This window comes from Pedobacter sp. Leaf132, from assembly GCF_920984695.1.
In the GTDB taxonomy this organism is placed as follows: Bacteria; Bacteroidota; Bacteroidia; order Sphingobacteriales; family Sphingobacteriaceae; genus Pedobacter.
This window is the reverse complement of the sequence record NZ_CAKLBO010000011.1, coordinates 12,031-38,155: the sequence shown is the minus strand read 5'-3', so window position 1 is coordinate 38,155 and position 26,125 is coordinate 12,031. Positions and strand designations below refer to the sequence as shown.

Below are 26,125 nucleotides of genomic sequence, written 5' to 3'. Positions count from 1 at the left end.
ATTGTTTAATTAAATGACAAGTTTAAACCAAATAAAAATGTTCTGGTTTTAGGATAGAAGTTATTGGTATCTACACCAGGAGCAGTACCACCTTGGTTAATCTCCGGATCGATACCTTTATATCCTGTTATAACAAATAAGTTATTAGCAGTTGTATATAAACGGATAGAATTCACACCTGGAATTAATCCTCTTTTGAAAGTATAACCTAGTGTTGCGTTGTCTAAACGTAAATAGCTGCCGTTTTCTAAAAATCTGCTAGAGTATTTTGGGGCATTAAAATCGGCTGTCGATTCATTTTCTACCTCAACCGGGATATTAGTAAATTGTGCTGTACTCGGGCGGAACAAATCTGCACGGGTTACGTTCATAATTTTTAAACCTAACGTAGCTCTCATAAACACACTTAAATCGAAATTTTTGTAGCGTATATTGTTTGACCAACCTAATAATACTTTTGGCTGCGCATCTCCCAGCACATAATAATCTGTTTTATTAACTGGAGTTGTTGTTAAATTACCTGCTGCATCATAATATTGTGAAACACCATTTGCATTTTTGCCGGCATATTTGAAAGTATAGAATGTTCCAATCGCTTTTCCGGGACTAAGAATTTGTAAAGTAGCACCACTTTGTCCGGCACCATCTGGAGAAACACTTAATCTATCTTCAATATTAAATCTCGGATCGTCCGATAGAGAAATAACCTTGTTTTTGTTATGCGCCAAGTTAAATCCTGTTGTCCAGCTAAAATTATCTGTAAGTACCGGCGTTCCGTTTAACACAAATTCTATACCCTTATTGCTAAGGCTTCCAACGTTTGCAGTGTAAGAACCTGCTGGATATAAGTTGTTATCAACACCAAATGATAAAATTAAATCAGTTGTTTTCTTATCATACAAATCAACTGAACCAGATAAACGGCCATTTAATATACCGAAATCTAAACCGATGTTCGTTGTAGCTGTTTTTTCCCATTTCAAATCCGGGTTTTCATTTTGGATAGCACCGTAAGCACCTTCTCTTGGCGAACCATTATAATAAAACTGCCCAACATTACCATAAATAAGCTTAGTTGTAAGTGGAGCAAATCCTAAAGAGTTACCTGCGATACCATAACTAGCTCTTAATTTTAAAGTTTTAATTAGCCCAACGTTTTTAAAGAAGCCTTCCTGGTCAATATTCCAGGCTGCACCAACAGATGGGAAAATTCCCCATTTTTCGTTGCTACCGAACACGTTAGAACCATCTCTTCTAATCGAACCTTGTAGCAAATATTTGTTTTTATAATTATAATTTACCCTTGCAAAGTCAGAAATCATTAAAATTTCCTGAAAAGTAGTGCCCGGGTTATAATCAACTCTAAAATCAGTTACTGCATAAGGATTTCCTAAACCTAAATTGTTATAACCTACCTGATTAATTGGAAAGTTGGTTGAACTGGTTTGGAAACCATCATTGTTTAATGATTGTTGGTAAGAATAACCAACCACAGCATTAATATCATGGTCGCCAAATTTCTTATTCCAGGTTAAATAGGTTTCGATAATTTTATTTGTGTTTTGATAAGCATTTCTAATTGCCAAACCATCTTTACCGGTTAACGTTACAAAACCAGGATTTGCCGGTGGGTCTGGCGTATTCCTAACATTGTTATATCTTGAGGTATAAACACTGTTGTAAAATGCACCGTAAACGTTTTGGCTATTCTGATATGAAGCCGAAACATCGTAAGAGAAACCCCACGGTAATTTTAAGTTTACTGTTAAATTCCCTAAAATATTTTTGTTTTTTAGATTCTCTTTACCATTATCAATCATCGAAACCGGATTGTAGTAACTACTCTGAATTAAGTTGTCAAAATAAGTTCCGTCTGGATTTTTTACTGGTGATGTAGGTAAATATGTAAGCATCTGCGCCAATACCGTGTTACGGTAAGGAACTAAATTTGCATTAGTTACCGAATTGCTGATGTTTAAACCAATCTTTAATTTATCGTTTAGTGCTTTTTGCTCAATACCAATACGACCGATAAATCTATTTAAATCGCTCGATTTGATAACACCCTCTTGTTTAAAATAGTTTAAACTTGCATTATAAGTTGTTTTTTCTGAACCTCCGCTTAGCGAAATATTATGATTCTGAGATAAAGCATTACTACGCTGTACCTCATCCTGCCAGTTGGTATTTGCACCTTTATCATTTGCAGGCGTTAGTGCATAATTGTTTTTAGCAAGGAATGCTTTTAGTTGGTTGGCATCCATCATTTCATATCGGTTAGAAACATTTTCTACACCAAAATATCCATTGTATGCAATTTGAGTTTGACCGGCCACCCCTCTTTTAGTAGTCACCATAATTACACCGTTAGCCGCTCTGTTACCATAAATTGCAGCAGCAGCAGCATCTTTTAATACATCAATAGATGCAATATCATCAGGCGCCAAGATGGAAATATCTGCACCAACAACACCATCAATAACAAATAACGGAGATTGAGCACCTTCTCTTAAAGTAGAAGCACCACGCAAAATAATTGCTGCATTTCTGTTCGGGTCTCCACTCCGTGTGATGTTTAAACCCGGTACTTTACCTTGCAACATCTGCCCAACATCGCTAATGGCACCTCTGTTTAAATCGTCGCCTTTAACGGTAGAAATAGAACTGGTTAAAGCTTTTCTCGAACTTTTACCATATCCTACAACAACAACATCGTTTAATGATGCGGTCGCATCTACAAGGGTTACCTGGTAAGTTGAAGCATTGGTAACTGTAACTTCTTTAGTTTCGTAACCCATAAAACTAAAGAGGATTTTATCGCCGGTTTTGGCAGTAATTGTAAATGAACCATCAGCACCAGTTGAGGTTGCTTTGTTGGTTCCCTTTACCACAATTGATGCACCTGTAACAGGTTGTTTCGCATTATCAGATAAAGTTCCGGTAATTTTTCGCTCGGTTTGAGCGTAGGCATTGTTGAACGATTGTGCAACAAGCATGAGCAGCAAAAGAATGCAACTGTACTTTAAGCCTGTAATTCTAAATCTCATGATTTTGTAGATTTGGGTTCATAAATTGTTAGTTAAATTTGGTTATTTAAGATTTTTATAATTAGAACTTGATATTTACCGGAAGATATTTGGCAACTAAATCCTGATAGTAAGGTTTTAATTCTTCCCAGCTTTTTTGATTAGGATTTTTTGAATACAAATCATAAGGATTGAATAATCTCACCCATTTAAATAATTCGTGATCCTTTTCGCTCATTAAATGATTGTATGCATTTTCTCTGTGTTGTGCGTAAAAAGAGTGGTAGCGTAACATGTATAATCCAGATTCAGGAATATATGGTTTCATCATGTGGTAAACGTATTCATCGTGCCCCCACGACATGTGTACATTATCCAAACCACAATTTTCTGTATAAACACCTAATTTTGTGTTATACAAAGGATTGTTATAATCGGGATTATTCACAAAAAACTCTGAGTAAACAATTTTATCCGAATAAGCGCAACCCACCGGAAATGTATCGCCAACAACAGCCCATTGAGGTTCTCCGTACAAGCAAAGCACTTTACCCATATCATGTATAAGTCCAACTAAAACCATCCAATCCGGGTGGCCATCATTTCTTATTGCTTCAGATGTTTGCAATAGATGTTGCATTTGATCCAAATCTGTATCCGGGTCAGAATCATCAACCAGTTTATTTAAGAAATCAAATGCACTCCATATCGGCATTTCCTCTTTATCAAACTTTAAATATTGAGCTTTCTTTTGCTGTACAAAATCATAAGTTTGATAAGTGTGGTTTAATCTGTAAAACTCCTTTACACCGTCTTTTTCGGTTTCTTCGTAGTTTCTAAATTGTTCTTCCTTTTTATCTACATTAATGCTTGCCGGGTCTGGATAACGGATTAGAATATCCTCCTCCCATTGATCTAAATTTTTCAAAGGATTTTGATCATCCTTCGAAATTAAATTTTCGTTTCTCATAAGGCTAGAAATGATTTGGTTAAAAATTTCTTTGGTTTTATGATTTAAAGTTGTGTTTTTGAAATCTTAAACTTTTATTTTTCGCCAACTATATTTACGTAAACGATTAAGTAAATTTTAAATGTTATTAATTAAAGCGTTGATAAACAGATAAATAAGTTATATTTTTGAAAAGCTGCAATTGACCTTCGAAACAGACTGCTTAGAGGTGAAAATTTATGCCTGGTGTAAATACATGTTATTATTACGAATATTTTTTACTTTCGTGAGGTAGGATATATTAAGCCAGTTTACGCAAAGCTGATAAGTTATTATTTAATAACGCAAATGCTTTAATTTAGCTAGAAGCCAGAATTAAATCGCGAATTGTATTTTATTCGTATAATTATCATCCAACGCTATCGGGTATCAAATTGCTTAGTTTGATATTGGTAAAAAACAACAAAACAGAATTACTAAAATGTCGGGAGAGGTAAATATCAAAAGGCTTGCGCAGGAGTTGAACATTTCTATTGCAACAGTTTCAAAGGCATTAAATGATAGTTATGAGATAAGCCAGAAGACAAAAAACAGAGTTTGGTCTTTAGCTAAGGAACTTAACTACACACCTAACCCTGCTGCAAGCAACCTAAGAAGCAACAAAACCAAAACTATAGCGGTAATCATCCCAAATATTGCCAACAACTTTTTTTCGCTTGCCATAAAAGGCATCGAAGAAATTGCAAGAAATTATGGCTACCATGTTTTAATTTATCAAACGCATGAAGATGCCGAGATGGAAATGTCTTTCACCAATAGTTTATTAAATGGTAGAGTTGATGGCATTTTAACATCGGTATCGAGCAATAAATACAACAAAGAATTTTATAGCGATTTAATAAAAAAAGTGCCCTTGGTGTTTTTTGATAGGGTTTATGAAACCATTGATGCTTATAAAATTACAACAGACGATTACCAGATATCATTCAATGCCACTCAACATCTTATTGATAAAGGCTGTACCAAAATTGCATATTTATACGGTTTAGAAAAACTTCCTGCCGGGATTGCCCGGTTTACCGGTTATCAGGATTGCCTTAAAGCAAACTCTTTATCGTTTTCTGAAGATTGTGTAATAACGTATACCGAAAAGGAGGAAGACAATATCGAAAACATTAAACAGCTTTTTAAAAAAAATAAACCAGATGCCCTATTTTCTTCCATCGAAGAATTTATTATACCTGCCTATTCTGCCTGCCGCGAGCTTAAATTAAATATTCCAGGTGATATTAAAATCTTAAGCTTCTCAAATCTCAATTCAGCGAAATTGTTAAATCCTTCACTCACTACCATTAGCCAACCTGCATTCGAAATTGGAAACGAAGCCGCCAAATGTTTATTCAAAATTTTAAATAAAAAAGGCATTGGTGACGACCAAAATATAGTGCTGTCTTCAACTTTAATTATACGCGATTCAACAGGATTATAACGCAAAAACCCGAAAACGTTTAAGTAATTAAATAGGCTTACAAACCACTTAACTTTAAGTTTTTTTCAGACTTTTAAAAAAAACCAAATATATTTTCTTTTTATGAATCATCTATCAGGGCTTGATTGTGCTGTATTCTTCATTTACTTTATAATTGTTTCTACCTACGGCTATTGGGTTTACCGTAGTAAAAAGAAGCAACAAACAGATACGAAAGATTATTTTTTAGCAGAAGGTTCACTTACATGGTGGGCAATTGGTGCTTCTATAATTGCTTCAAACATATCAGCCGAACATTTCATTGGCATGTCGGGTTCTGGTTTTGCCATGGGTTTAGCCATTGCCAGTTACGAATGGATGGCTGCAGCCACACTAATCATTGTTGCTGTATATTTCTTACCGATTTATTTAAAGAATAAAATTTATACAATGCCGCAATTCTTATCGGCAAGGTATAATAATACGGTGAGCACTTTAATGGCCGTTTTTTGGCTTTTGGTATATGTTTTTGTAAACCTAACCTCTATATTTTTCTTAGGTGCAATTGCAATAGAAACCATAACGGGCATACCTTTCAGCACCTGCATTATATTTTTGGCAATATTTTCTGCATTAATTACACTCGGCGGCATGAAAGTGATTGGTTATACTGATGTAATTCAAGTAGTTGTATTGGTTATAGGCGGTTTGATAACTTGCTATATGGCGTTAAAACTCGTTGCAGAAAAATTAGATGCACCAACAGTTTTAGGCGCATTACCTTTACTTAAAAGCGAAGCCGCAGACCATTTCCACATGATATTTAACAAAGGTGATAAGTTTTATAACGAATTGCCGGGCATTGCTGTATTGGTTGGCGGACTTTGGATTAATAACTTAAATTATTGGGGCTGTAATCAATACATTGTTCAACGTGCTTTGGGCGCCGATTTAAAAACCGGACGAAGTGGATTAATTTTCGCCGCATTTTTGAAGTTATTGATTCCGGTAATGGTAGTTATACCTGGTATTGCTGCTTTTGTACTTTACCAACGCGGATATTTTCAGGCAGAAATGCTTGATGCCGCTGGAGTTGTTAAACCCGATCATGCTTATCCGGTATTAATGAATTTGCTTCCAACAGGTATCAAAGGGATGGCGTTTGCTGCCCTAACCGCAGCAATAGTGGCTTCTTTGGCAGGTAAATCAAACAGTATTGCAACCATTTTCACACTCGATATCTACAAAAAATACATAAATACCAATGCTTCTGAACGTAAAATGGTTTCTGTAGGCAGATGGTCTGTAGTTATTGCATCTGTTATTGCAATTATTGTTGCACCCGCATTGAGAAGTTTCGACCAGGTTTATCAGTTCATTCAAGAATATGTAGGTTTTATATCTCCCGGCGTGTTTGCAATTTTCTTACTCGGTTTTTTCTGGAAAAGAACAACTTCAAAAGCTGCGCTTTCAGCGGCATTACTAACCATACCATTATCTATTTTACTTAAATTTTTACCTACGCTAACTAGTGGATGGTTTGAGCCTATCCCATTCCTAAACCGGATGTCGTGGGTATTTGTAATCATAATAATTTTAATGGTTTGCATTACGCTATCCGATCCGGAAAGTAAAAACAATAAACAAGGTTTAGAAATCGATAAAAGCATGTTTAAAGTAACACCATCATTTGCTGTATCTGCAGTTATTATTTGTGGTATACTATCAGCATTGTACATCGCATTTTGGTAAGCAATATTTTTTTATCAAACATATAACTAATAACATATAATGAAGTTTAAAGCCGTTCTTATAATTGTCTTTATTTTTGCGATGAGCTTGGTTTCTAAAGCGCAGTATAATATTATCGCTTATGGAGCTAAAGGCGATGGAAAAACAAACGATGCAGCAGCAATCCAAAAAGCAATTAATGCTTGTAACGCTGCAGGTGGCGGACAGGTTTTGGTACCCGCCGGGCATACTTATTTAGCTGGTCCTTTCGATTTAAAATCGTTTGTAGAGTTGCGTGTTGAAGGCGGTGCTAAAATACTGGCTAGCCCTGATGAGCGCATATACACAAAAAGTGCTTTCAGAGATAATAAAGGCGAAGGTACGATTTGGATTGGTGGCGAAAAATTAGAACAAGTAAGTATTACCGGTGCTGGTGTAATAGATGGAAACGGCATCTCGTTTATGGGAGCAGAACTTGAAGATTCTTATGTTTTAAAGCCTTTTAATATTGTAGATCCCCGCCCACATTTATTAACGCTTATTGGTTGCAATAAATTAAATATTGATGGCGTAACCTTTCAAAACTCTGCATATTGGACGGTTCATTTAATAGGTTGTAATGATGTTTCTATCTCAAACATCACACTTTTAAACAGCATTAAAATTAGAAACAGCGATGGAATTGACATCGATCACAGTAAAAATGTAAGGATTACAAACTGTTATATAGAATCTGGCGATGATTGTATTTGCCTTAAAAATCGCCGTGAGTTTGAAGAATATGGCGCTTGCGAAAATATTGTAATCAGCAATTGCACCATGACTTCCAGCTCTTGCGCCATCAAAATTGGCTCAGAAAATATGGATAGAATTAGTAACGTGCTTATTAACAACTGCAATATCAGAAATAGCAACCGCGGTATAGGCATTCAAAATAGAGACGAAGGAACGGTTAGTGATGTAATTTTCTCAAACTTAACTATCGAAGCAAAACTTTTTTCTGATGTGTGGTGGGGCAAATCTGAACCAATCTACATTACAGCTTATCCGCGTGCAACGGCAAACAATAAAGATGCGGGCTGGCGTTTACCAAAAGGCCAAACTAAAGGCTTTGTAGGGGCTGTAAAAAACATCTACTTCAGCAATATTCGTTGTACGGGTGAAGGTGGTGTTTACATCAGTGGAGCATCGCCAGAAAAGATATCGAACATAAATTTTGATCAGGTTAGCGTATTAATGAATAAAACCACAACTCTACCGGGTGGTATATACGACCGCAGACCAAGTAACGTTGAAGGTTTGGTTAAAAGCCCGATTGCAGGATTTTATTTTGAAAACACAGGCAATATCAACTTGCTAAATAGCGAGGTTATCTGGGGGAAAAATAAACCGGATTATGCTGGTAAAGCGGTAGAAAAAAAGAATGTATCGAAATTAAGAATGGTGAATTTTGCCGAAAGCAAGAGTGAATAAGGGATAGCAAGATGAACAAATTATACAAAGCAATTGCAATTTTTATATTTTTCTGCCAAACAACAAATGCTCAGCAATTTAAAAAACCAATAATACCTGGCTATTTTGCCGACCCAACTGTAGTTAAAAGCAATGGTAAATATTTTATTTACGCTACAATAGATCCTTGGGGAGGTGAAGAACTGGCTGTTTTTGAAACCAAAGATTTTATCAATTTCAAAAGACATAAGCTAAACTGGCCAACAAAGGCAATGTGTACAAGCCCAACTTCAAACAATTCGATGGTTTGGGCGCCTTCTGTAGTAAAAGGGAGAGACAATAAATTTTATATGTATGTTTCTGTAGGTAGCGAAGTTTGGGCTGGTATTAGCGAATCGCCTCTTGGGCCATGGAAAAACATGCTTCCAAACAATAAGCCATTAGTATCTGCCAAAGATTTTCCGAACGTACATAATATAGATGCCGATTGTTTTCTGGATGACAACGGGCAAGCCTATTTATATTGGGGCTCGGGCTTTAATTGGATAAATGGAAAATGCATGGCGGTGAAGCTAAAAAAAGACATGCACAGTTTTGATGGTGTGCCGCAAGATGTAACGCCGCCTGGTTATTTCGAAGGCCCACACATGATAAAAAGGAACAACCAGTATATGCTTATGTTTTCTGAAGGCAAGGCCATAGACGAAACTTATCGTGTTGGTTATGCAATAGGTAAAAGTCCTTTCGGACCTTTTGTAAAGGGTAAAAACAGTCCGATATTATCTACAATACCAAATAGTAAAACCATCGGACCAGGACATCACACTGTGTTTACAATAAACAAGCAAGACTATATACTTTATCACCGCATTGTTCCTCAAAAGGAAAAATATGTGTTAAGAGAATTGTGTATTGATAGTTTGATTTACGATAGTGAAGGGAATTTTAAAAAAGTTGTTCCAAGATAAATTTTGTAAAATTCAGGCTAAAAAATTTAGTTGAAGGTAGGTTAATATTAAATACAAATGGCTTATCAATTCTGATAATCTGGTCGGAAAAATCATTTTTTGACTCAAATTTCTTAAAAAAGTTTTCCACAACTGTGAAGTCTAAATGCCAAATTTGTCTATAATCATACTTTAAACAGTTTAAACCTATTTTTTACAGAAAGAGTACAAAAAGTGCCCAAATTTTGATTTTAGGCACATTTACCTAAATTTGGAATATACCAAATCCAAATATATGTATCAATTAACAATACCTGCCGACCAAGTAAATGAAACATTAAGCAAGCACATTTTAGCCGATGGTTTCGATTTAACTTACGATATGGAAAAAAGCCATGGCGCTTATATTTACGATTCGAAATACAACAGAACCTTATTAGATTTTTTTACTTGTTTTGCATCCGTTCCGTTAGGATATAACCATCCTAAAATGGTTAATGATGAAAGCTTTAAGAAAAATTTGTTAAACGCTGCAATCGCTAATCCTTCAAACTCCGATGTTTACACCCAGCAATACGCTCAGTTTGTAGATACATTTTCAAAAGTTGGTATACCTGATTATTTACCACATGCCTTTTTTATTGCAGGTGGTGCGCTAGCTGTAGAAAATGCAATTAAAGTTGCTATGGATTGGAAAGTTCAAAAGAATTTTGAGAAAGGCTATACTGAAGAAAAAGGGTTTAAGGTTTTGCACTTTGAAAAGGCTTTTCATGGTAGAAGTGGTTATACCTTAAGCTTAACCAATACCTTACCAGATAAAACTAAGTGGTTTGCTAAGTTTGATTGGCCAAGAGTAAGCACGCCTCAGGTTAAATTCCCTTTGGAAGGCGAAAATTTAAACCATGCCATACAAACCGAAGAAGCATCAATAGCGCAAATTAAGCAGGCTTTTGCCGACAATAAGGATGATATTTGTGCAATTATAATAGAACCAATTCAAAGTGAAGGTGGTGATAACCATTTGCGTGAAGAATTTTTAATTCAGTTAAAAACCCTCGCAGATGAAAATGATGCTTTTTTAATTTATGATGAAGTACAAACCGGTGTGGGTTTAACTGGCAAGTTTTGGTGCCATCAACATTATAGTGAAGCTGCAAGACCAGATATAGTAGCTTTTGGAAAGAAAATGCAGGTTTGCGGCATCTTGGTTGGCGATAAAGTAAATCAAATCCAAAATAATGTATTTAAAGTACCTAGCCGTATAAATTCTACCTGGGGTGGCAATTTAGTTGATATGGTTCGCTCAACACAGATATTACAAATTGTAGAGGAAGATAAACTTTGTGAAAATGCAACCAAACAAGGTAATTCCTTAAAAAACCAATTAGCAGGTTTAGCCCAAAAATTTGATAAGATGAGTAATGTGCGTGGTAGGGGTTTACTTTGCTCTTTCGATTTCCCAAATAAAGATATGCGTAATGCATTTATTGCCAAAGGAATTGAACAAAATGTGATGTTTTTAGGTTGCGGAGATAAAACCATTCGCTTTCGCCCGGCGCTTTGCATAGAGCAAAAACATATTGACGAGGGATTGACCGTTATGGAAAAAATATTGCCTTTATTGTAGGCATGAATAAAAAAATCTTCTCCTATATCTTAACAATCGGCATTTTAGCATTGGTTGCTTTTATGATTAAAGGTACTTTTAACCAGCCTGGCATAGCCGATATGAAGGCTGGTTTTAAAGAAATTGTAAAATATAGGAATGCTAATAATACAGGTCCGGTGCAACGCATTTATGTTGTAACCGTAAAGGATTCTATTTGGAAAGAAATGGAAGATTATGGAAATTTCATGCCTCACTCTAAATACGGAAACACAAAAGTTTATTTCTTTATGGAAGGCAGAAATATCCCTTCGGCATTGCAGCCGGGTGATGTAAATTTTGATAAAGCATATAACAGTTATTGTATTGGTTTATATGAGAAAAGCGCAATGAGTCAAACTGTATTTAATAAGTACCCGTTTAAGTAGCCTGAAATTTAATTCAGTTTTTTTTACATGCCTGAACGCCTTGTAAGCCGTTGTTTATAAACCTGGTAGTAGCGGCAGCCCCCGATTTTTTCTATCGGGGCTATAGCGAATAACAGGACCGCTGAAAGCTAAGAACTACTGAACGTTCATTTTCAAATTATTGTGCATAATAATTATTTAAAAAACGCTCCATCCTTAAGGCACCCCTCTAAAAGAGTGGAATTACGTATCACTTATTCGAAGCAAACAATGTTTACTTCTAGCCTTTATCTTTACGCCTTTAAGCAGCCAATCTCAATACCCAATACTAAATACTGAATACTAATTTTATAATAACCTAAAAATCAGCAACATTTATTAAAAAAATCTTTTCTATTAATTAAAAAAGTTTTACCTTTGCAGTCCCTAAATAGGGAAAAAAGGAGATAATTAATTAATGGCTAAAAAACAAGTAGCAGAAAAAGAATTAGCAGCTAAAACAGCTGAGCTTCAGGGAGAAGGCGGACGCCTGACTGAAAAAGAAACTATTGAATCAGAAGCTGATTCAGTTTCGATCGAATCGATCAAATCATCATTAGCAACACCAACAGAAGATTTTGATTGGGATGCAGATGAAAAAGTTTTCGGTAATTACAATGATGCAGACCGTAAGAAGTTTGAAGATATGTATGCTGGAACATTTAATCAAATCACTAAAGGTGAAATCATTAGCGGTATTGTTGTTTCAATTAACAACAAAGATGTAGTATTAAACGTTGGTTTTAAATCAGATGGTTTAGTTTCTACTTCAGAATTCCGTGATACACCAGATTTAAAAATCGGCGATTCAGTTGACGTTTTCGTTGAAGCACCAGAAGATGCTAACGGTCAGTTGATCCTTTCTCGTAAAAGAGCTAAAACTCAAAGATCTTGGGAAGCTATTAACGAGGCTCTTGAAAATGATAGAATCATCAACGGTTTCGTTAAGAGCCGTACTAAAGGTGGTTTAATTGTTGATATCATGGGTGTTGAGGCTTTCTTACCAGGTTCTCAAATTGATATTAAACCTATCCGCGATTACGATGTATACGTGGGTAAAACAATGGAATTTAAAGTTGTTAAAATTAACCATGAGTTTAAAAACGTAGTTGTTTCTCATAAAGTGTTAATTGAAGACGATTTAGAATCACAAAAAGTTGAAATCGTTTCTAAATTAGAAAAAGGACAAGTATTAGAAGGTACTGTTAAAAACATTACAGATTTCGGTGTGTTCATCGATTTAGGTGGTGTTGATGGTTTACTTCACATTACTGATATTTCTTGGGGCCGCATAGAGCATCCGAAAGAAGTTTTATCATTAGATGAAAAAATCAACGTTGTTGTTTTAGATTTCGATGATGAGAAAAAACGTATCGCTTTAGGCTTAAAACAATTAACTGCACACCCTTGGGAAAACTTAAACGCTGACATTCAAGTTGGTTCAAAAGTTAAAGGAAAAATCGTAACTGTTGCAGATTACGGTGCTTTCTTAGAAATCATCCCGGGTGTTGAAGGTTTAATCCACGTTTCTGAAATGAGCTGGTCGCAAAACTTAAGAAATCCACAAGAATTCTTAAAAGTTGGTGACGAAATCGAAGCTGAAGTTTTAACTTTAGATAGAGACGAGCGCAAAATGAGCTTAGGTATTAAACAATTATCTAACGACCCATGGCAAGAAGTTGCTGCTAAATTCCCAGTTGGAAGCAAGCACAAAGCAACAGTTAAAAACATGACTAACTTCGGCGTTTTCGTTGAAATTGAAGAAGGAATTGATGGTTTAATCCACATTTCTGACTTATCATGGTCTAAAAAAATCAACCACCCTAACGAATTCACTAAAGTTGGTGATGTATTAGACGTTGTTGTTTTAGAATTAGATGTTGATAACCGTAAGTTAAGCTTAGGTCACAAACAATTAGAAGAAAACCCTTGGGATACTTTCGAAACTATCTTTACTTTAGACTCAGTACACCAAGGAACAGTTGTTAAAGTAACTGATAAAGGTGCTGTTATTGCTTTACCATACGGTGTAGAAGGTTTCGTACCAACTAAACACATGGTTAAAGAAGATGGTACTTCGGTTAAAGCAGAAGAAACTAACGACTTCAAAATCATCGAGTTTAACAAAGAAGCTAAACGCATCGTTGTATCTCACGCTCGTATTTGGGAAGAAGTTAAAGCTGAAGCTGTAGCAGAAGAAAGAAATGCTAAGAAAAAAGAAGCAAAAGCTGCTGTAACTGCTGTTAAGAAAGTTAAAGATTCTGTAGAGAAATCTACATTAGGAGATTTAGACGTATTAGCACAATTGAAATCGCAATTAGAAGGCGAAGAAAGCAAAGCTAAAAAAGGCTAGTTCTTTTTAACTGAATACATAAATCCCGATAGCGAAAGTTATCGGGATTTTTTTTGTGTTATTTTTTTTTTGCCACGGATACACGGAATACAGGGAACTTCACAAGGTCTTCATTGCGAGGAGGCTTTTTAGCCAATAGCTTGCCCCGACACTTCGGGGAAGCAATCTCATTTTACCTCACCCTGTGAAAGTTAACAGTATATATTTTTTAATCGCCATCCCTCTCCTTGAAGAGAGGGAAATAAAGTGAAGTGGGTTTAACCCATTTTGCTTTTCACTGCCCACAAATCCCTCTCTTCAAGTAGAGGGAAAGTACATACCGAGCTCTACTCCTAACTTTAATAGGGTGAGGTTTTATAGAGTCGATTGATTTTTAAGCAAATACCTCACCCTGTGAAAGTTAGAAGTATATATGCTTTTGTAGCTATCCCTCTCCTTAAAGAGAGGGAAATAATGTGAAGTGGGTTTAGCGCATTTTGCTTTTCACAGCCCACAAAATCCCTCTCCTTAAAGAGAGGGAAAGTAGTTGCAGCGTTTCACTACTAACGCTAATAGGGTGAGGTTTTATAGAGTCGATTGATTTTTAAGCAAATACCTCACCCTGTGAAAGCTTGAAGTATTTATGCTATTGTAGAGATCCCTCTCCTTAAAGAGAGGGAAATAATGTGAAGTGGGTTTAACCCATTTTGCTTTTCACAGCCAACAAATCCCTCTCTTCAAGGAGAGGGAAAGTAGTTGCCGAGCTCTACTCCTAACTTTAATAGGGTGAGGTTTTTGAAAACGAAAACAAGCAATAATCGTTCACTCCTGCCCCGCTGTCCTTTCAATCTTTTTGGCGAACTGTCATGCTGAGCTTGTCGAAGCACCTAACCAAAAAGGATTTCCCTCCCATCGGGTTTATGTAACATCATTAATTCGTTCTAGCAAACCATTTCCTATCATCCGCCTATTATTACTACTTTTGAAATGAAATCGACTAATTATGAAAAATCTTTTAATCTTACTTTTAGTAGTAACATTTGGCCTAAAAATTTCTGCCCAGGAAGTAAATATTATTCCACAGCCAGTTAAGCTTGAAGTGAAAACAAAAGAATTACCTTTTACAATAGATACTGCAACAGTTATCTATACAAATGATACTTTAGCTAATTCTTCGATAGCATTTTTTCAAAATTACCTTCATCAGAACTATAATTTTCAACTTAAAACAACTACAATTCCAGATGTAAATCGAACCAATGTGATAAACTTAATAATTGCTGAAAAAACTTCTAATCGAAATGAATATCATCTAACCGTTAGCGACAAATCGACAACTATTAGTTCATTATCAGATACAGCTGTTTTTCAAGGCATTCAAACCCTAATTCAACTTTTGCCAACATCAAAATCGGCTTCACTCCAAATTCCTGCAGTTTCAATTATCGATTACCCTCGTTTCGATTACCGTGGAATGCACCTCGACGTAAGTCGCCATTTTTTTGAAGTAGATTTTGTTAAACAATACATCGATTATTTAGCTTTACATAAAATGAATTATTTCCATTGGCATTTAACTGATGACCATGGCTGGAGAATCGAAATCAAAAAATACCCGAAACTTACTGAAATTGGCGCCTGGCGAAACGGCAGCATAATTGGCTTGTGGCCTGGAAAAGGCAACGCAAATATTAAATATCAGGTTTTACCGACAGAAGTTAAGATAACGCCGAAAGATGCAATTATTAAAACAGACGGCATTAAACATGGCGGTTATTATACCCAAGAGCAAATTAAAGATGTTATCGATTATGCAGCCAAACGTTACATTACCATTATTCCGGAAATTGAAATGCCTGCACATAGCATGGCTTTGCTCGCTGCTCACCCCGAATTAGGAACAGAACCCAACAAAAAATATGCGGTAGCCGAAACCTGGGGTATGATGAATAAATACAATAACGTATTGCAGGCATCTGATACAACCTTTAAATTCTTAGAAAATGTACTTTCAGAAGTAATGGATTTATTTCCATCTCAATACTTGCACATTGGTGGAGATGAAGCCTCAAAAATATGGTGGAAACAATCAACCGTTTCACAGCAGATAATGAAGGCTAACGGACTTAAAAATGAAAGTGAGCTACAAAGCTATTTCATCCAAAGGATAGAAAAATTTGTAAATAGTAAAGGCAAAACCATCATCGGTTGGAATGAAATTTTACAGGGCGGCTTAGCTCCAAATGCTGTTGTTATGAGTTGGCAAGGCGAAAAGGGAGGTATCGAAGCTGCAAAGCAAAACCATAAAGCCATCATGACACCAGAAAACATTATGTATTTTAACCATGCTCAATTTGTTAAAGAAGATAGTTTAACTGCAAGCAAAGTATCGCCATTGGTTGATGTTTACAATTATGAGCCCATTCCAAAAGAATTAACACCAGAGCAAGGAAAAAATATTTGGGGCGGACAAGGCTGTTTATGGAGCGAATACATCACCACTCCTTCCAAAGTTCAATATTTGCTCTTCCCACGATTAGATGCATTAAGCGAAATTTTATGGAGCCCAAAAGATAAAAGGAACTATATCGATTTTCAAAAAAGGCTTAAAACGCAATTTAAACGATATGATTTAATGAACATCACATACTCAAAACGATATCTGGAAAATTAATTTTCAAATTTTGTAATTTTTTGAAATAACACCCTACTAACTGCTCAAATAAATTTAAAATGTTATGGATAGCAGGAATTCAAAATTTGGCTTAGCAGGTTTTTTAATTATAGTAGCCAGTCTTCAAACAACACAGTTTTATGTTAAGTATTTTCTTTTAACAATGGCTGCTATATTTTTAATTAGAGATATTATTCGTTACCAAAAAGAATTTAAAGCCAATCGTTTTAAAAAATAAACAACAGGATGATTGAAAATTCTTTTCTGCAAAAGGTAGAGGAACACAAAGGAATTATTTACAAAATGATAAATCTATACGCCGATGATGATGAAGATCGGAAAGATTTATACCAGGAAATTATATTCCAAAGCTGGAGCGCTTATGCTCGGTTTAAAGGAGATGCTAAATTTTCTACCTGGCTTTACAAAATTAGCTTAAACGTTTCCCTCTCCTTTTTAAGTAAAAAGAAAAAACAAAACCACATAACTACAATTAATCCAGATGATTATCGTTTTGAATCTCCTGAATTACCTGAGCGGGCAGATTGGCTTTATCGCTGCATCAGAAAACTTACAGATGTTGATAGAAGCATAATTATGCTGCATTTAGATGGCTTTGACAATACCGAAATTAGCGAAATGATTGGCTTATCTCGCAACAATACAAATGTTAAACTTCATCGCATCAAACAACAATTGGCTTCACTTTTAACAGGAAAGTAAAATGAATTTAGACCAAGAATGGCAAAACTTAAGTGCCGAGCTAAATACAAAAGCTGAGCAAATAGATATTACTAAATTTACTATCGACAAAGAATCGCACACGCTGATGCAAGATTTATTATTTAAATTAAAATGGAAACTGAGATGGATTCGAATAATTGATATTCCGCTTTTAGTATTCGCATTCATCGTAAAAGGTGATTTAAAATTCCTGCTGATTTTTATATTCCTCACTTATGAAATATCAAGGGCTTTTGGAATGATAAAGTTTAGTAAAATTAAAACAGGAATTGATTATAATGCAAACACAAAAGATGTTCTAATCAATAATTATAATACAATAAAAGAAATTTTAAGAGGCGAAACCGTTTTTGGCTATATATTTTTACCACTTGCTGGTCCTATAGGTTTATTTGCTTATAAATTATTTGTTCACCAATCTTTTAAACAAGTAATTAGCCAACCAAATATTTGGTATCAATTTTTAGCAGTGGCTTTAATTGGAATACCATTTATTTTTATTGCCAGCAAAATGAATGATAGCATTTTCAAAAAGCCGCTAAATGAACTTAAAAACAAAATAGCAGAGCTTTCCTAATCGTAAAATTTACTTTTTAATTCTGGCGTTGGCACCCAGCAACTTTCTTGCTTACCCCACCACTTATAGCGGTTTTTTGCAATAATATCGTAAAACCAATCGCGTATAAATTTTGGGATAATGATAAAACCATAAAGCAGTGGCCAAAGTCCGTTTAGTTTTTTTGCAACCCGCAAAGCGGATGATGATTTAGTGTAAAGCTTACCATTTTCAAGTAATAATGTAGAATTTAAAATTTCTGGATTCACCGCAAATTTAGGTAAAACTGCCCTGGCGTAATTCCCCTGCAAAGCCGTAAACTTAAAATAATTCTTTTTATCATGTTCAATTACAAACTGAACTGATGCATTACATAAACTACAAATTCCATCGAAAAAGATTACCGGTTGCGTTTCCATTATTTTAAAGTTAAACAATTATTGCATAGCCCGAGGTGTTACCATTCAGCTTAACAAAATAATAGAAGAATTGCTTTACATTAAACAATAAATGGACTAATTTTAATTAAAACAAAAGATTGAAAAATGTACATTTCTATAAATAACGAATTGTTTTCAGAGGCTGATGCAAAAATTTCTGTGTCAGATTTATCAGTGCAAAGAGGTTTTGGGATTTTCGATTTTTTGAAAACGATAAACAATCACCCTGTTTTTTTGAATGATTACTTAAATCGTTTTTTTAATTCGGTTAAAGAAATGAATATGTATCCTAATTTTGATAGGAACCAAATCCGGGAAGCTGTTTTTGCCTTAATAAATAAAAATAACATCCCCAATTCGGGCATAAAAATAATATTAACCGGTGGATATGCTGAGGATGGTTATACGATGACAAAACCAAATTTAATTATTATTCAAACGCCATTAAGCATTATTGAAAACCCAACCAAACCAATAAAATTAGTTAGCTATAATCACCAAAGGCAATTACCACAAGTTAAAACTATTGATTATTTACAAGCCATTAGGTTGCAAGGTTTTATAAAAGAAAATAATGCTGATGATTTATTATACCACAATAATGGCTTGGTAAGAGAATGCCCGCGGGCAAATATTTTTATGGTTAACGATACGGAAATTATTACTGCAAAAACAGAAATTTTGGGTGGGATAACCCGAAGTAAAATTTTAAGGATGGGAATTGAAGCCTTTACCGTTATTGAAAAAGATTTTACATTGGATGAGATGTATGCTGCAAAAGAGGTTTTTATAACCAGCTCTACCAAAAATGTATGGCCGGTTTCTTTTATTGATGGGAAGCAAATTGGAGATGGAAACCATCAGATTGCAAAAAGCTTGAACAATAAATTATTGAATCTAATTAATGTCGATGTAAATTCGGAAGTGGTTGCGTAGGCTTTTACTCGCTAATTATATTACAGATTTTGCCAATTAAACCGGATGGAAACGGCAGCCCCGAGTGACCGGACCTGAGCTAAGGGAAACGAGGGCTACAGTGTACAGCCGGAAGAAACATAAACAGAGGCTACAAACCTCGCTTTTCGAAAGAAAATATAACAATTTAGCTATCAAACGATTCAACAATTTCCTCAAGAACTTTTAACTTTCTACTTTTAACTTTCTACTTTTTCTCTATATTTGCCCAATCCTTCTTCAATGCAAAAGAAAACACTTCTTGACGGACAAAAAATTCAGATTACAATTAAGAGGCTTTGCCATCAATTAATTGAAAACCACGACGATTTCTCGAATACCGTTTTAATTGGCATTCAGCCTAGAGGTCCTTTTTTAGCCGACAGGATTCAGGATGAGCTACAAACCATTTTAAAGAAAAAGAAAATTTTAAAGGGAAACCTTGATATTACCTTTTTTAGAGATGATTTTCGTAGAAAAGATGGTTTGGTAACGGCCAACAGCAATTCAATAGATTTTATTATCGAAGGCAAAAAAGTTATTTTAATTGACGACGTACTTTGGACCGGAAGAACAATTAGAGCTGCACTTGATGCTTTATTGGCCTACGGCAGACCCGAAAAGGTTGAATTACTTGTTTTAATTGACAGAAGATTTAGCAGGCATTTACCAATTGAACCCGATTACATTGGATTACAGGTAGATAGCGTAAGCGCACAGCATGTTAAGGTTACCTGGGCAAGCGAAGGTGGAGAAGACAAAGTTATATTATTATCAGATAAGCAATAGCAGAAAATGGCAGCAGACAAACTATCAACCCGACATCTTTTAGGTATTAAAGATATTAACCGGAATGATATCGAATTAATTTTCGAAACTGCAGATAATTTTAAAGAAGTGATAAACAGGCCGATAAAAAAGGTCCCATCGCTTAGGGATATTACTATTGCCAATATTTTCTTCGAAAACTCTACCAGAACAAAACTATCTTTTGAACTTGCCGAAAAAAGGCTTTCTGCCGATGTGGTAAATTTTGCAGCGTCGTCATCATCGGTAAGTAAAGGCGAAACTTTAATAGATACCGTTAACAATATCTTATCGATGAAGGTTGACATGGTGGTAATGCGCCATCCTTATGCAGGCGCTGGTCAGTTTTTGAGCAAACATGTTAAAGCACAAATTGTAAATGCCGGCGATGGCGCACATGAACACCCAACGCAAGCGTTATTAGATGCTTTTTCAATTCGTGAGAAACTTGGTGATGTTGCCGGAAAAAAAGTAGTTATTGTTGGCGATATTTTACATTCGAGAGTTGCAATTTCTAACATATTGTGTTTACAGCGTTTAGGTGCAGAAGTTATGGTTTGTGGCCCAACTACGCTTATACCAAAACACATTCATCAACTTGGCGTTCAGGTAGAACACAACCTTATTAAAGCTTTAAACTGGTGCGATGTGGCAAATATGCTGCGCATTCAGTTAGAGCGTCAGGATATTAAATACTTTCCATCGCTTAGAGAATATGCCATGATGTATGGCTTAAATAAACAGATTTTAGATAATCTAAACAAAGAAATTATCGTTATGCATCCAGGTCCTATTAATCGCGGCGTGGAAATTACCAGCGATGTTGCCGACAGCAAGCAATCTATCATTTTAGATCAGGTAGAGAACGGAGTTGCTGTTAGAATGGCTGTATTGTACTTGCTGGCTAGCCAAGGTTAATCTTTTGTTTTATTAATATTAGTTATCGAACTGTTAACTAACTACCAAATGCAACAATCAAAGCATTTAACTGATTGGCAAGAAGCATCTTTTTGCACATTTCAATTTTCTTCATAACAATTCGAAAATCCATTCGTTAAACTTGTGTTATTAACAGTTGTTAATTACTTCTGTTGATAAGCATAGATAGTATTTATAATTTAGTACCGACCCAATTTGAAACCGATGCAACTATTACAATAGAGCAGTTATATGCTGTTAATAGATTTGTAAAGTTCATTACCATTGAGAAAAGATATACACTAATGAAAAAAAAATACCTACTGGTTCCGCTTTTAATGGCAGGAAGTTTTAGCAGTTATGCGCAGGTAAGCGCTGTGCAAAACCTCAACAAAAACTATCAAACAGGTTTAGAACTATTATATAATGAGAAATACACCGCCGCATCGCAGCAATTTAAGCTGGTAGAGCAAGTACGTGTAAAGCCTTCATCTCAATCTGAAAGTAATGCTGAATTAACCTTACTAAAAGAAAATGCTAAATTTTATGCAGCTGTTTGTGCATTAGAACTAACCAATAGCGATGCAGAGAGTTTATTTCAATCTTTTATTCGTGATTACCCGCTAAATCCAAACACTAAACTCGCTTATTTCTATGTTGGAAAAACTTATTTCAACCAAAAAAATTACGAAAAAGCATTAGAGTGGTTTGAAAAAACCGATCCTTCTACCCTTTCGGCCAAGCAAAGAAACGAATATCAGTTTAAGCAAGGTTATGCTTATTTTCAACTAAAAGATTACGAAAAGGCAGAGCCACTTTTCGAAAAAGTAAAAAAAGAAGAAGGTGAATTTCAGGAAAGCGCAACCTATTACTTTGCTTACATAAACTACCTGAACAAAGAATACAAAACGGCGCTTGCCAATTTCGAAAAACTTAAAGGTTCTCCAACTTATGAGGCGAGTTATCCGTATTACATAACATCTATGTATTACCTGGATGAACGCTATGATGATGTAATTAGCTATGCAATACCTGCTATGCAAAAAACTAAACAACAGTTTGAACCTGAAATGTTAAGTTTGGTTGCGGCATCGTACTTTGCAAAATCTGAGTTTAAAAATGCAGAGAAATATTTTGCTGATTTTTATTCAAAAGATAAAAATGAAACTAAAAATAACCTTTTCATCTACCAATACGGCTATTCATTATTCCAGAATAAGAAGTACAAAGAATCTGTTGCCGTTTTAGAGAAATTAAACAGCGATGATGTTTACCTACAAAATGGTATGCATACTTTGGGCAAGGCTTTTATTCAATTAAATAACAAAGAAAAAGCGCAAAGTGCATTTTTTAGAGCTTCGCGTTTAGATTTTGACAAAATTATTCAGGAAGAATCATGGTTAAATTACGCAAAGCTTAGCTACGAATTAAACTTTCATCAACAAGCTCTGGAGGCTACACAAGGCTTTTTAAAGCAATTTCCAAAATCAAGAAAAATTAATGAAGCCAAAACATTATTAGGTGAGGTTTTATTAACAACAAAAAACTACCAGGCCGCAGTTGATATTTTAGAGCCTATTCCTGATAAAAATTTAGAAGCAAAAGAAGCTTATCAAAAAGTAACATACTTCCGTGGATTAGAATTTTATAACGAAAGAGCTTTCCCTAATGCATTATCAATGTTTTTGCGCTCAGAAAAATTCCCAGAGGATAATGAGATTAACGCTCTAAACACATACTGGAAAGCTGAATCGATGTATGAACTACGTAAATTTGGCGAGGCAGTTTCTACTTTCGAGAAGTTTTTGAAAATGCCTGATGCTGACAAAACAGGCGTTTACAATTTTGCAAACTATGCATTAGCTTATGCTGCATTTGAAGATGAAAAATACAGCAAATCTGCCACTTATTTTGAACGTTTTTTAGCTGGTAACGATAAAGACCAAAAAACAATTGATGATGCAACGATTCGTTTAGCCGATTCATATTTCGTGAATAAAAGCTATGGCGATGCAATGAACAACTACAATAAAATCATCAGCAGAAAAACCAGTGCAGAAGATTATGCACTTTTTCAAAAAGGTATGATTCAAGGTTTGGAAAATCAGTACGATACCAAAATTGCAACCATGCAGGCTTTATTAAAGCAATTTCCTAATTCTAATTATGCAGATGATGCTGGCTTCGAAACCGCTTACACATATTTTAATAAAGGCGATTTTGATAAATCTAAATCGGATTTGGTAGAATTGGTTGCAAAATATCCACGCAGCAGCTATGTGCCAAAAGCATTGGTAACCATTGGTTTGGTTCAATATAATCAAGATCAGGATGATGCGGCTTTAGAATCTTTCAAAAAAGTAATTCGCGATTATCCAAGTGCTGATGAAGCTAAGCAAGCAATGGAATCTATCAAAAATATTTATGTAGATAAAGGCGATGCAAATGGATTTATTTCTTATGCAGGCACAACTCCATTAGGAAATTACTCAAATAGCGAACAAGATAATATTGTTTTCGCGGCAGCAAATAACTTGTATTTAAAAGGCGATGCTAATGGTGCTTTTCAAGCAATTAATGCCTATTTCGATAAATTCCCGAAACCAATCCATGATAAGGAAGGGAAATTTATCAGAGCAGAATCTTTAGTAAAAATGGGCAGACCTGAAGATGCTATTAAGGATTATGAATTTATTTTAAATGACTGGACAAGCGACTATACAGAGAGATCGTTATTAAGTATTTCTAAGTTGTATCTGGATCAGAAAAAATACAATGAGGCAATCGTTTACTTAAAAAGATTAGAAACTACAACAGATTATAAAGCGCATTATTCTTACGCAATTAACAATTTATTAAAAGCTTACACCGCTTTAAATGCGCCTGATGATATGCTTAAATATGCGCAGTTAACCAAAGAATCTGAAAAAGCATCTGAAGAAGAAAAAAATAGCTCAGGTTTATTTGCTGGTAAAGCTTATTTATTAAAAGGCGATACCACTACAGCCGTTAAAGAATTTAAAAATGTTGTGGCAAGTACCAAAACCATCGCGGCAGCAGAAGCAAAATACAACCTTGCATTTTTAGAATATACAAAAGGTGATTATAAAACTTCGAGCAAAACATGTTTCGATTTGATAAACAATATGGCTTCTTATGACTATTGGGTTGCCAAAGCTTTCATTCTTTTATCAGATAATTACGTTGCATTAAAAGATAATTTACAGGCAAAAAGTACGCTATTGAGTATCATCGATAATTACGATAATAAAAACGATGATATCATTCCAACAGCAAAGCAAAAATTAGAAAAAATAACTCCGAAGAAATAAAATTATGAAGTCGATTAAATATATATACAGCTCACTATTTTTTCTTTCTGCGGGATTAATGACAGTTCAGGCCCAGGAAAAAAAGCAAGAAGAGAAAGCAACGGTTAGCGAAGAAATTGAAGTTGTTCGCCCGTACAAGCCGATTTTGGCTGAAGCCGTAAAATTAAGACGTAGCCCAAATTTGGATGATGTAAAAACATATAAAGCCAGATTAAATTACAGTGTTACCGATAGAAAATTAGAAATCAATAGTGACATACAAAAGCTTCAGGCACAAGCTTTAGTTGATGAAAAACAAACCGAATTAATAAATAATTACGTTAAAGGCGGTTTTGGTTCGCTTTCTACTTTATTAGGTGAAGTGTACATTAACAATGGCAGAGATGAAGCCCTTCAACTTGGTGGATATTTTAAGCATTTTAGTCAGGAAGGAAAATTAAATAAGCAAAATAGCAGCTCGCAACAATTAAGCCTTTTCGGCAGAAGTATTTTAGAAGAAAATACCGTTAGCGGACGAGTAAATTTAGAACGCAATGGCGTATATTTTTATGGTATAGATGATACTCGCCCATTTTTAAATCCAAACCCCGAAAAACAAGCTTTTACGCTTATTGAAGCTGAAGGCGAACTGGTGAAGAACTATAAAGAATCTGAAACAGATTTCAGCTACGCTTTAAAAGCTAATGCATATTTGTTAAATGATAGATTAGAGGCTCAGGAAAGTTATATTACTTTAAACGGATATCTGAATAAAAGAATTAGTTCTTTAAATTTAGGTTTAGCCGCTGCAACAGAGTTTGGCAACACAAAAGATATTTCTACAAATATCGGTAATAACATATTCCGCTTAAATCCTTACATCCGTTTGCAAGTTAAAGGTGCAAAAGTAACTGCCGGTGTTAATTTAGTGCAGGAATTTGGTACAAATAGCCGCTCAAGAATTTTCCCGGCGGTAACAGCAGATTTTACTTTAATTCCAGATTATTTACAGGTTTTTGGAGAAGTTAAAGGCGATGTAAACCGCAATTCGCTAAAAAGTTTTTCTGATGAAAATCCATGGTTAAATACGAATGTGAATATTAAAAATACAGTAGAAAAATTAAGCCTAAGTGCGGGTGTAAAAGGCACAGGCGGACCTGGATTTGGTTATAAAGCCCGTTTCTACATTAAACAATTAGAAGATATGCCTTTGTTCGTTAATAACTTTGGTGAGTTTAATAAATTTGATGTGATTTATGATTTCGGAACGGCCAAAATTACCGGCTTAGAAGGTGAAATTTCTGTTCAAGTGAGTGATGCACTAAAGTGGACAGGTAAATTAAATGTTGATGATTACAAACCTGCCCAGGAAACTTACAGTTGGTTTAAACCAGGTTTAAAAGTAAGCTCAAACTTAGTTTATAATTACAATAAAAAATTAAGTTTTAATGCAGGTGTTGTAATTCAGGATGATGTAAAAGCAAAAATAAATATTCAACAACCGGTTGCTCCGGCAGCATATTTAATGCCAAACCCATCTATCGAATCTATTGTTACAGTTAAGGGTTTTGTAGATTTAGGCATTGGTGCAGATTACCGCATTAACAAAAAATTTGCAGTTTTTGCAAAAGCTAACAACTTGCTAAATACTAACTACAGCAGATATTTATATTATCAGGTAAACGGTTTTAATATTTTTGGAGGCTTAAGCTATTCTTTCTAATGCATTAATTATATTATGCTGATTTAGAATAAAACGCTAAT

19 protein-coding genes are annotated in these 26,125 nt (G+C 35.0%); 16 read left to right on the top strand and 3 right to left on the bottom strand.

The window, feature by feature from the left end:
• Positions 1-5: 5 nt before the first annotated feature.
• Together LUA86_RS16770 and LUA86_RS16765 are read right to left on the bottom strand one after the other, a co-directional pair.
• Entirely contained in the window at positions 6-3,047 is a 3,042-nt protein-coding gene (locus LUA86_RS16770; RefSeq protein WP_231464915.1) for a TonB-dependent receptor, read from the bottom strand.
• A 61-nt stretch (positions 3,048-3,108) separates the two neighbouring features.
• Positions 3,109-3,996: an inositol oxygenase gene (locus LUA86_RS16765; RefSeq protein WP_231464913.1), complete on the bottom strand. Its 888-nt coding sequence runs from the start codon at positions 3,994-3,996 to the stop codon at positions 3,109-3,111.
• Between the two features lie 460 nt (positions 3,997-4,456).
• Here LUA86_RS16765 and LUA86_RS16760 point away from each other — a divergent pair, with 460 nt between their 5' ends.
• The 11 genes from LUA86_RS16760 to LUA86_RS16710 all read left to right on the top strand — a co-directional run bounded on the left by LUA86_RS16760 (position 4,457) and on the right by LUA86_RS16710 (position 17,952).
• Positions 4,457-5,464, top strand: a complete 1,008-nt coding sequence (locus tag LUA86_RS16760) for a LacI family DNA-binding transcriptional regulator (RefSeq protein WP_231464911.1) — start codon at positions 4,457-4,459, stop codon at positions 5,462-5,464.
• A gap of 102 nt (positions 5,465-5,566) precedes the next feature.
• Positions 5,567-7,195, top strand: coding sequence for a sodium/sugar symporter (locus LUA86_RS16755; protein ID WP_231464909.1), 1,629 nt, complete (start codon positions 5,567-5,569; stop codon positions 7,193-7,195).
• Positions 7,196-7,234: 39 nt separating this feature from the next.
• Positions 7,235-8,647 carry a glycoside hydrolase family 28 protein gene (locus LUA86_RS16750; RefSeq protein ID WP_231464907.1) on the top strand — a complete coding sequence of 471 codons (1,413 nt, stop codon included), beginning with the start codon at positions 7,235-7,237 and terminating at the stop codon, positions 8,645-8,647.
• 11 nt (positions 8,648-8,658) lie between these two features.
• The gene (locus LUA86_RS16745) at positions 8,659-9,594 is read left to right on the top strand and encodes a family 43 glycosylhydrolase (RefSeq protein WP_231464905.1); all 936 of its coding nucleotides are present in this window, start codon (positions 8,659-8,661) and stop codon (positions 9,592-9,594) included.
• Positions 9,595-9,868: 274 nt separating this feature from the next.
• On the top strand, positions 9,869-11,200 hold the full coding sequence (gene lat, locus LUA86_RS16740) for an L-lysine 6-transaminase (protein ID WP_231464903.1): 1,332 nt from the start codon (positions 9,869-9,871) through the stop codon (positions 11,198-11,200).
• Between the two features lie 2 nt (positions 11,201-11,202).
• Complete coding sequence (locus LUA86_RS16735) at positions 11,203-11,607, top strand: hypothetical protein (RefSeq protein WP_231464901.1); 405 nt, start codon at positions 11,203-11,205, stop codon at positions 11,605-11,607.
• Between the two features lie 436 nt (positions 11,608-12,043).
• Positions 12,044-13,978 (top strand): 30S ribosomal protein S1, encoded by a 1,935-nt coding sequence (gene rpsA, locus LUA86_RS16730; RefSeq protein ID WP_231464899.1) that lies wholly within the window; start codon positions 12,044-12,046, stop codon positions 13,976-13,978.
• Positions 13,979-14,960: 982 nt separating this feature from the next.
• Positions 14,961-16,631: a beta-N-acetylhexosaminidase gene (locus LUA86_RS16725; RefSeq protein WP_231464897.1), complete on the top strand. Its 1,671-nt coding sequence runs from the start codon at positions 14,961-14,963 to the stop codon at positions 16,629-16,631.
• A 64-nt stretch (positions 16,632-16,695) separates the two neighbouring features.
• Positions 16,696-16,869 carry a hypothetical protein gene (locus tag LUA86_RS16720; RefSeq protein ID WP_231464895.1) on the top strand — a complete coding sequence of 58 codons (174 nt, stop codon included), beginning with the start codon at positions 16,696-16,698 and terminating at the stop codon, positions 16,867-16,869.
• 8 nt (positions 16,870-16,877) lie between these two features.
• A complete protein-coding gene (locus LUA86_RS16715) occupies positions 16,878-17,354 on the top strand; it encodes an RNA polymerase sigma factor (protein ID WP_231464893.1) in 477 nt (158 codons plus the stop codon).
• 1 nt (position 17,355) lies between these two features.
• Positions 17,356-17,952 (top strand): hypothetical protein, encoded by a 597-nt coding sequence (locus tag LUA86_RS16710; protein ID WP_231464891.1) that lies wholly within the window; start codon positions 17,356-17,358, stop codon positions 17,950-17,952.
• On the opposite strand, the gene LUA86_RS16705 is transcribed toward LUA86_RS16710, so the two are convergent.
• On the bottom strand, positions 17,949-18,350 hold the full coding sequence (locus LUA86_RS16705) for a thiol-disulfide oxidoreductase DCC family protein (RefSeq protein WP_231464890.1): 402 nt from the start codon (positions 18,348-18,350) through the stop codon (positions 17,949-17,951). The two genes, LUA86_RS16710 and LUA86_RS16705, sit on opposite strands and share 4 nt — an antisense overlap.
• Before the next feature lie 126 nt (positions 18,351-18,476).
• Between LUA86_RS16705 and LUA86_RS16700 the strand changes: the two genes are divergently transcribed.
• The 5 genes from LUA86_RS16700 to LUA86_RS16680 all read left to right on the top strand — a co-directional run bounded on the left by LUA86_RS16700 (position 18,477) and on the right by LUA86_RS16680 (position 26,084).
• Positions 18,477-19,307, top strand: coding sequence for an aminotransferase class IV (locus LUA86_RS16700; protein WP_231464888.1), 831 nt, complete (start codon positions 18,477-18,479; stop codon positions 19,305-19,307).
• Positions 19,308-19,568: 261 nt separating this feature from the next.
• A complete protein-coding gene (pyrR, locus tag LUA86_RS16695; RefSeq protein ID WP_231464886.1) occupies positions 19,569-20,114 on the top strand; it encodes a bifunctional pyr operon transcriptional regulator/uracil phosphoribosyltransferase PyrR in 546 nt (181 codons plus the stop codon).
• Positions 20,115-20,120: 6 nt separating this feature from the next.
• Complete coding sequence (locus LUA86_RS16690) at positions 20,121-21,050, top strand: aspartate carbamoyltransferase catalytic subunit (RefSeq protein WP_231464884.1); 930 nt, start codon at positions 20,121-20,123, stop codon at positions 21,048-21,050.
• 305 nt (positions 21,051-21,355) lie between these two features.
• The gene (locus LUA86_RS16685; RefSeq protein WP_231464881.1) at positions 21,356-24,382 is read left to right on the top strand and encodes a tetratricopeptide repeat protein; all 3,027 of its coding nucleotides are present in this window, start codon (positions 21,356-21,358) and stop codon (positions 24,380-24,382) included.
• Between the two features lie 4 nt (positions 24,383-24,386).
• Positions 24,387-26,084 (top strand): TonB-dependent receptor, encoded by a 1,698-nt coding sequence (locus LUA86_RS16680; protein WP_231464879.1) that lies wholly within the window; start codon positions 24,387-24,389, stop codon positions 26,082-26,084.
• Positions 26,085-26,125 lie beyond the last annotated feature (41 nt).

Bases quoted from the DNA above. Each gene is read 5' to 3' on its own strand.
- LUA86_RS16690 (WP_231464884.1), top strand. From the start codon at position 20,121: ATGGCAGCAGACAAACTATCAACCCGACATCTTTTAGGTATTAAAGAT.
- LUA86_RS16765 (WP_231464913.1), bottom strand. From the start codon at position 3,996: ATGAGAAACGAAAATTTAATTTCGAAGGATGATCAAAATCCTTTGAAA.
- LUA86_RS16750 (WP_231464907.1), top strand. From the start codon at position 7,235: ATGAAGTTTAAAGCCGTTCTTATAATTGTCTTTATTTTTGCGATGAGC.
- LUA86_RS16710 (WP_231464891.1), top strand. From the start codon at position 17,356: ATGAATTTAGACCAAGAATGGCAAAACTTAAGTGCCGAGCTAAATACA.
- LUA86_RS16680 (WP_231464879.1), top strand. From the start codon at position 24,387: ATGAAGTCGATTAAATATATATACAGCTCACTATTTTTTCTTTCTGCG.
- LUA86_RS16735 (WP_231464901.1), top strand. From the start codon at position 11,203: ATGAATAAAAAAATCTTCTCCTATATCTTAACAATCGGCATTTTAGCA.
- LUA86_RS16770 (WP_231464915.1), bottom strand. From the start codon at position 3,047: ATGAGATTTAGAATTACAGGCTTAAAGTACAGTTGCATTCTTTTGCTG.
- LUA86_RS16685 (WP_231464881.1), top strand. From the start codon at position 21,356: ATGAAAAAAAAATACCTACTGGTTCCGCTTTTAATGGCAGGAAGTTTT.
- LUA86_RS16755 (WP_231464909.1), top strand. From the start codon at position 5,567: ATGAATCATCTATCAGGGCTTGATTGTGCTGTATTCTTCATTTACTTT.
- LUA86_RS16705 (WP_231464890.1), bottom strand. From the start codon at position 18,350: ATGGAAACGCAACCGGTAATCTTTTTCGATGGAATTTGTAGTTTATGT.
- pyrR (WP_231464886.1), top strand. From the start codon at position 19,569: ATGCAAAAGAAAACACTTCTTGACGGACAAAAAATTCAGATTACAATT.
- LUA86_RS16725 (WP_231464897.1), top strand. From the start codon at position 14,961: ATGAAAAATCTTTTAATCTTACTTTTAGTAGTAACATTTGGCCTAAAA.
- LUA86_RS16715 (WP_231464893.1), top strand. From the start codon at position 16,878: ATGATTGAAAATTCTTTTCTGCAAAAGGTAGAGGAACACAAAGGAATT.
- rpsA (WP_231464899.1), top strand. From the start codon at position 12,044: ATGGCTAAAAAACAAGTAGCAGAAAAAGAATTAGCAGCTAAAACAGCT.
- LUA86_RS16720 (WP_231464895.1), top strand. From the start codon at position 16,696: ATGGATAGCAGGAATTCAAAATTTGGCTTAGCAGGTTTTTTAATTATA.
- lat (WP_231464903.1), top strand. From the start codon at position 9,869: ATGTATCAATTAACAATACCTGCCGACCAAGTAAATGAAACATTAAGC.
- LUA86_RS16760 (WP_231464911.1), top strand. From the start codon at position 4,457: ATGTCGGGAGAGGTAAATATCAAAAGGCTTGCGCAGGAGTTGAACATT.
- LUA86_RS16745 (WP_231464905.1), top strand. From the start codon at position 8,659: ATGAACAAATTATACAAAGCAATTGCAATTTTTATATTTTTCTGCCAA.
- LUA86_RS16700 (WP_231464888.1), top strand. From the start codon at position 18,477: ATGTACATTTCTATAAATAACGAATTGTTTTCAGAGGCTGATGCAAAA.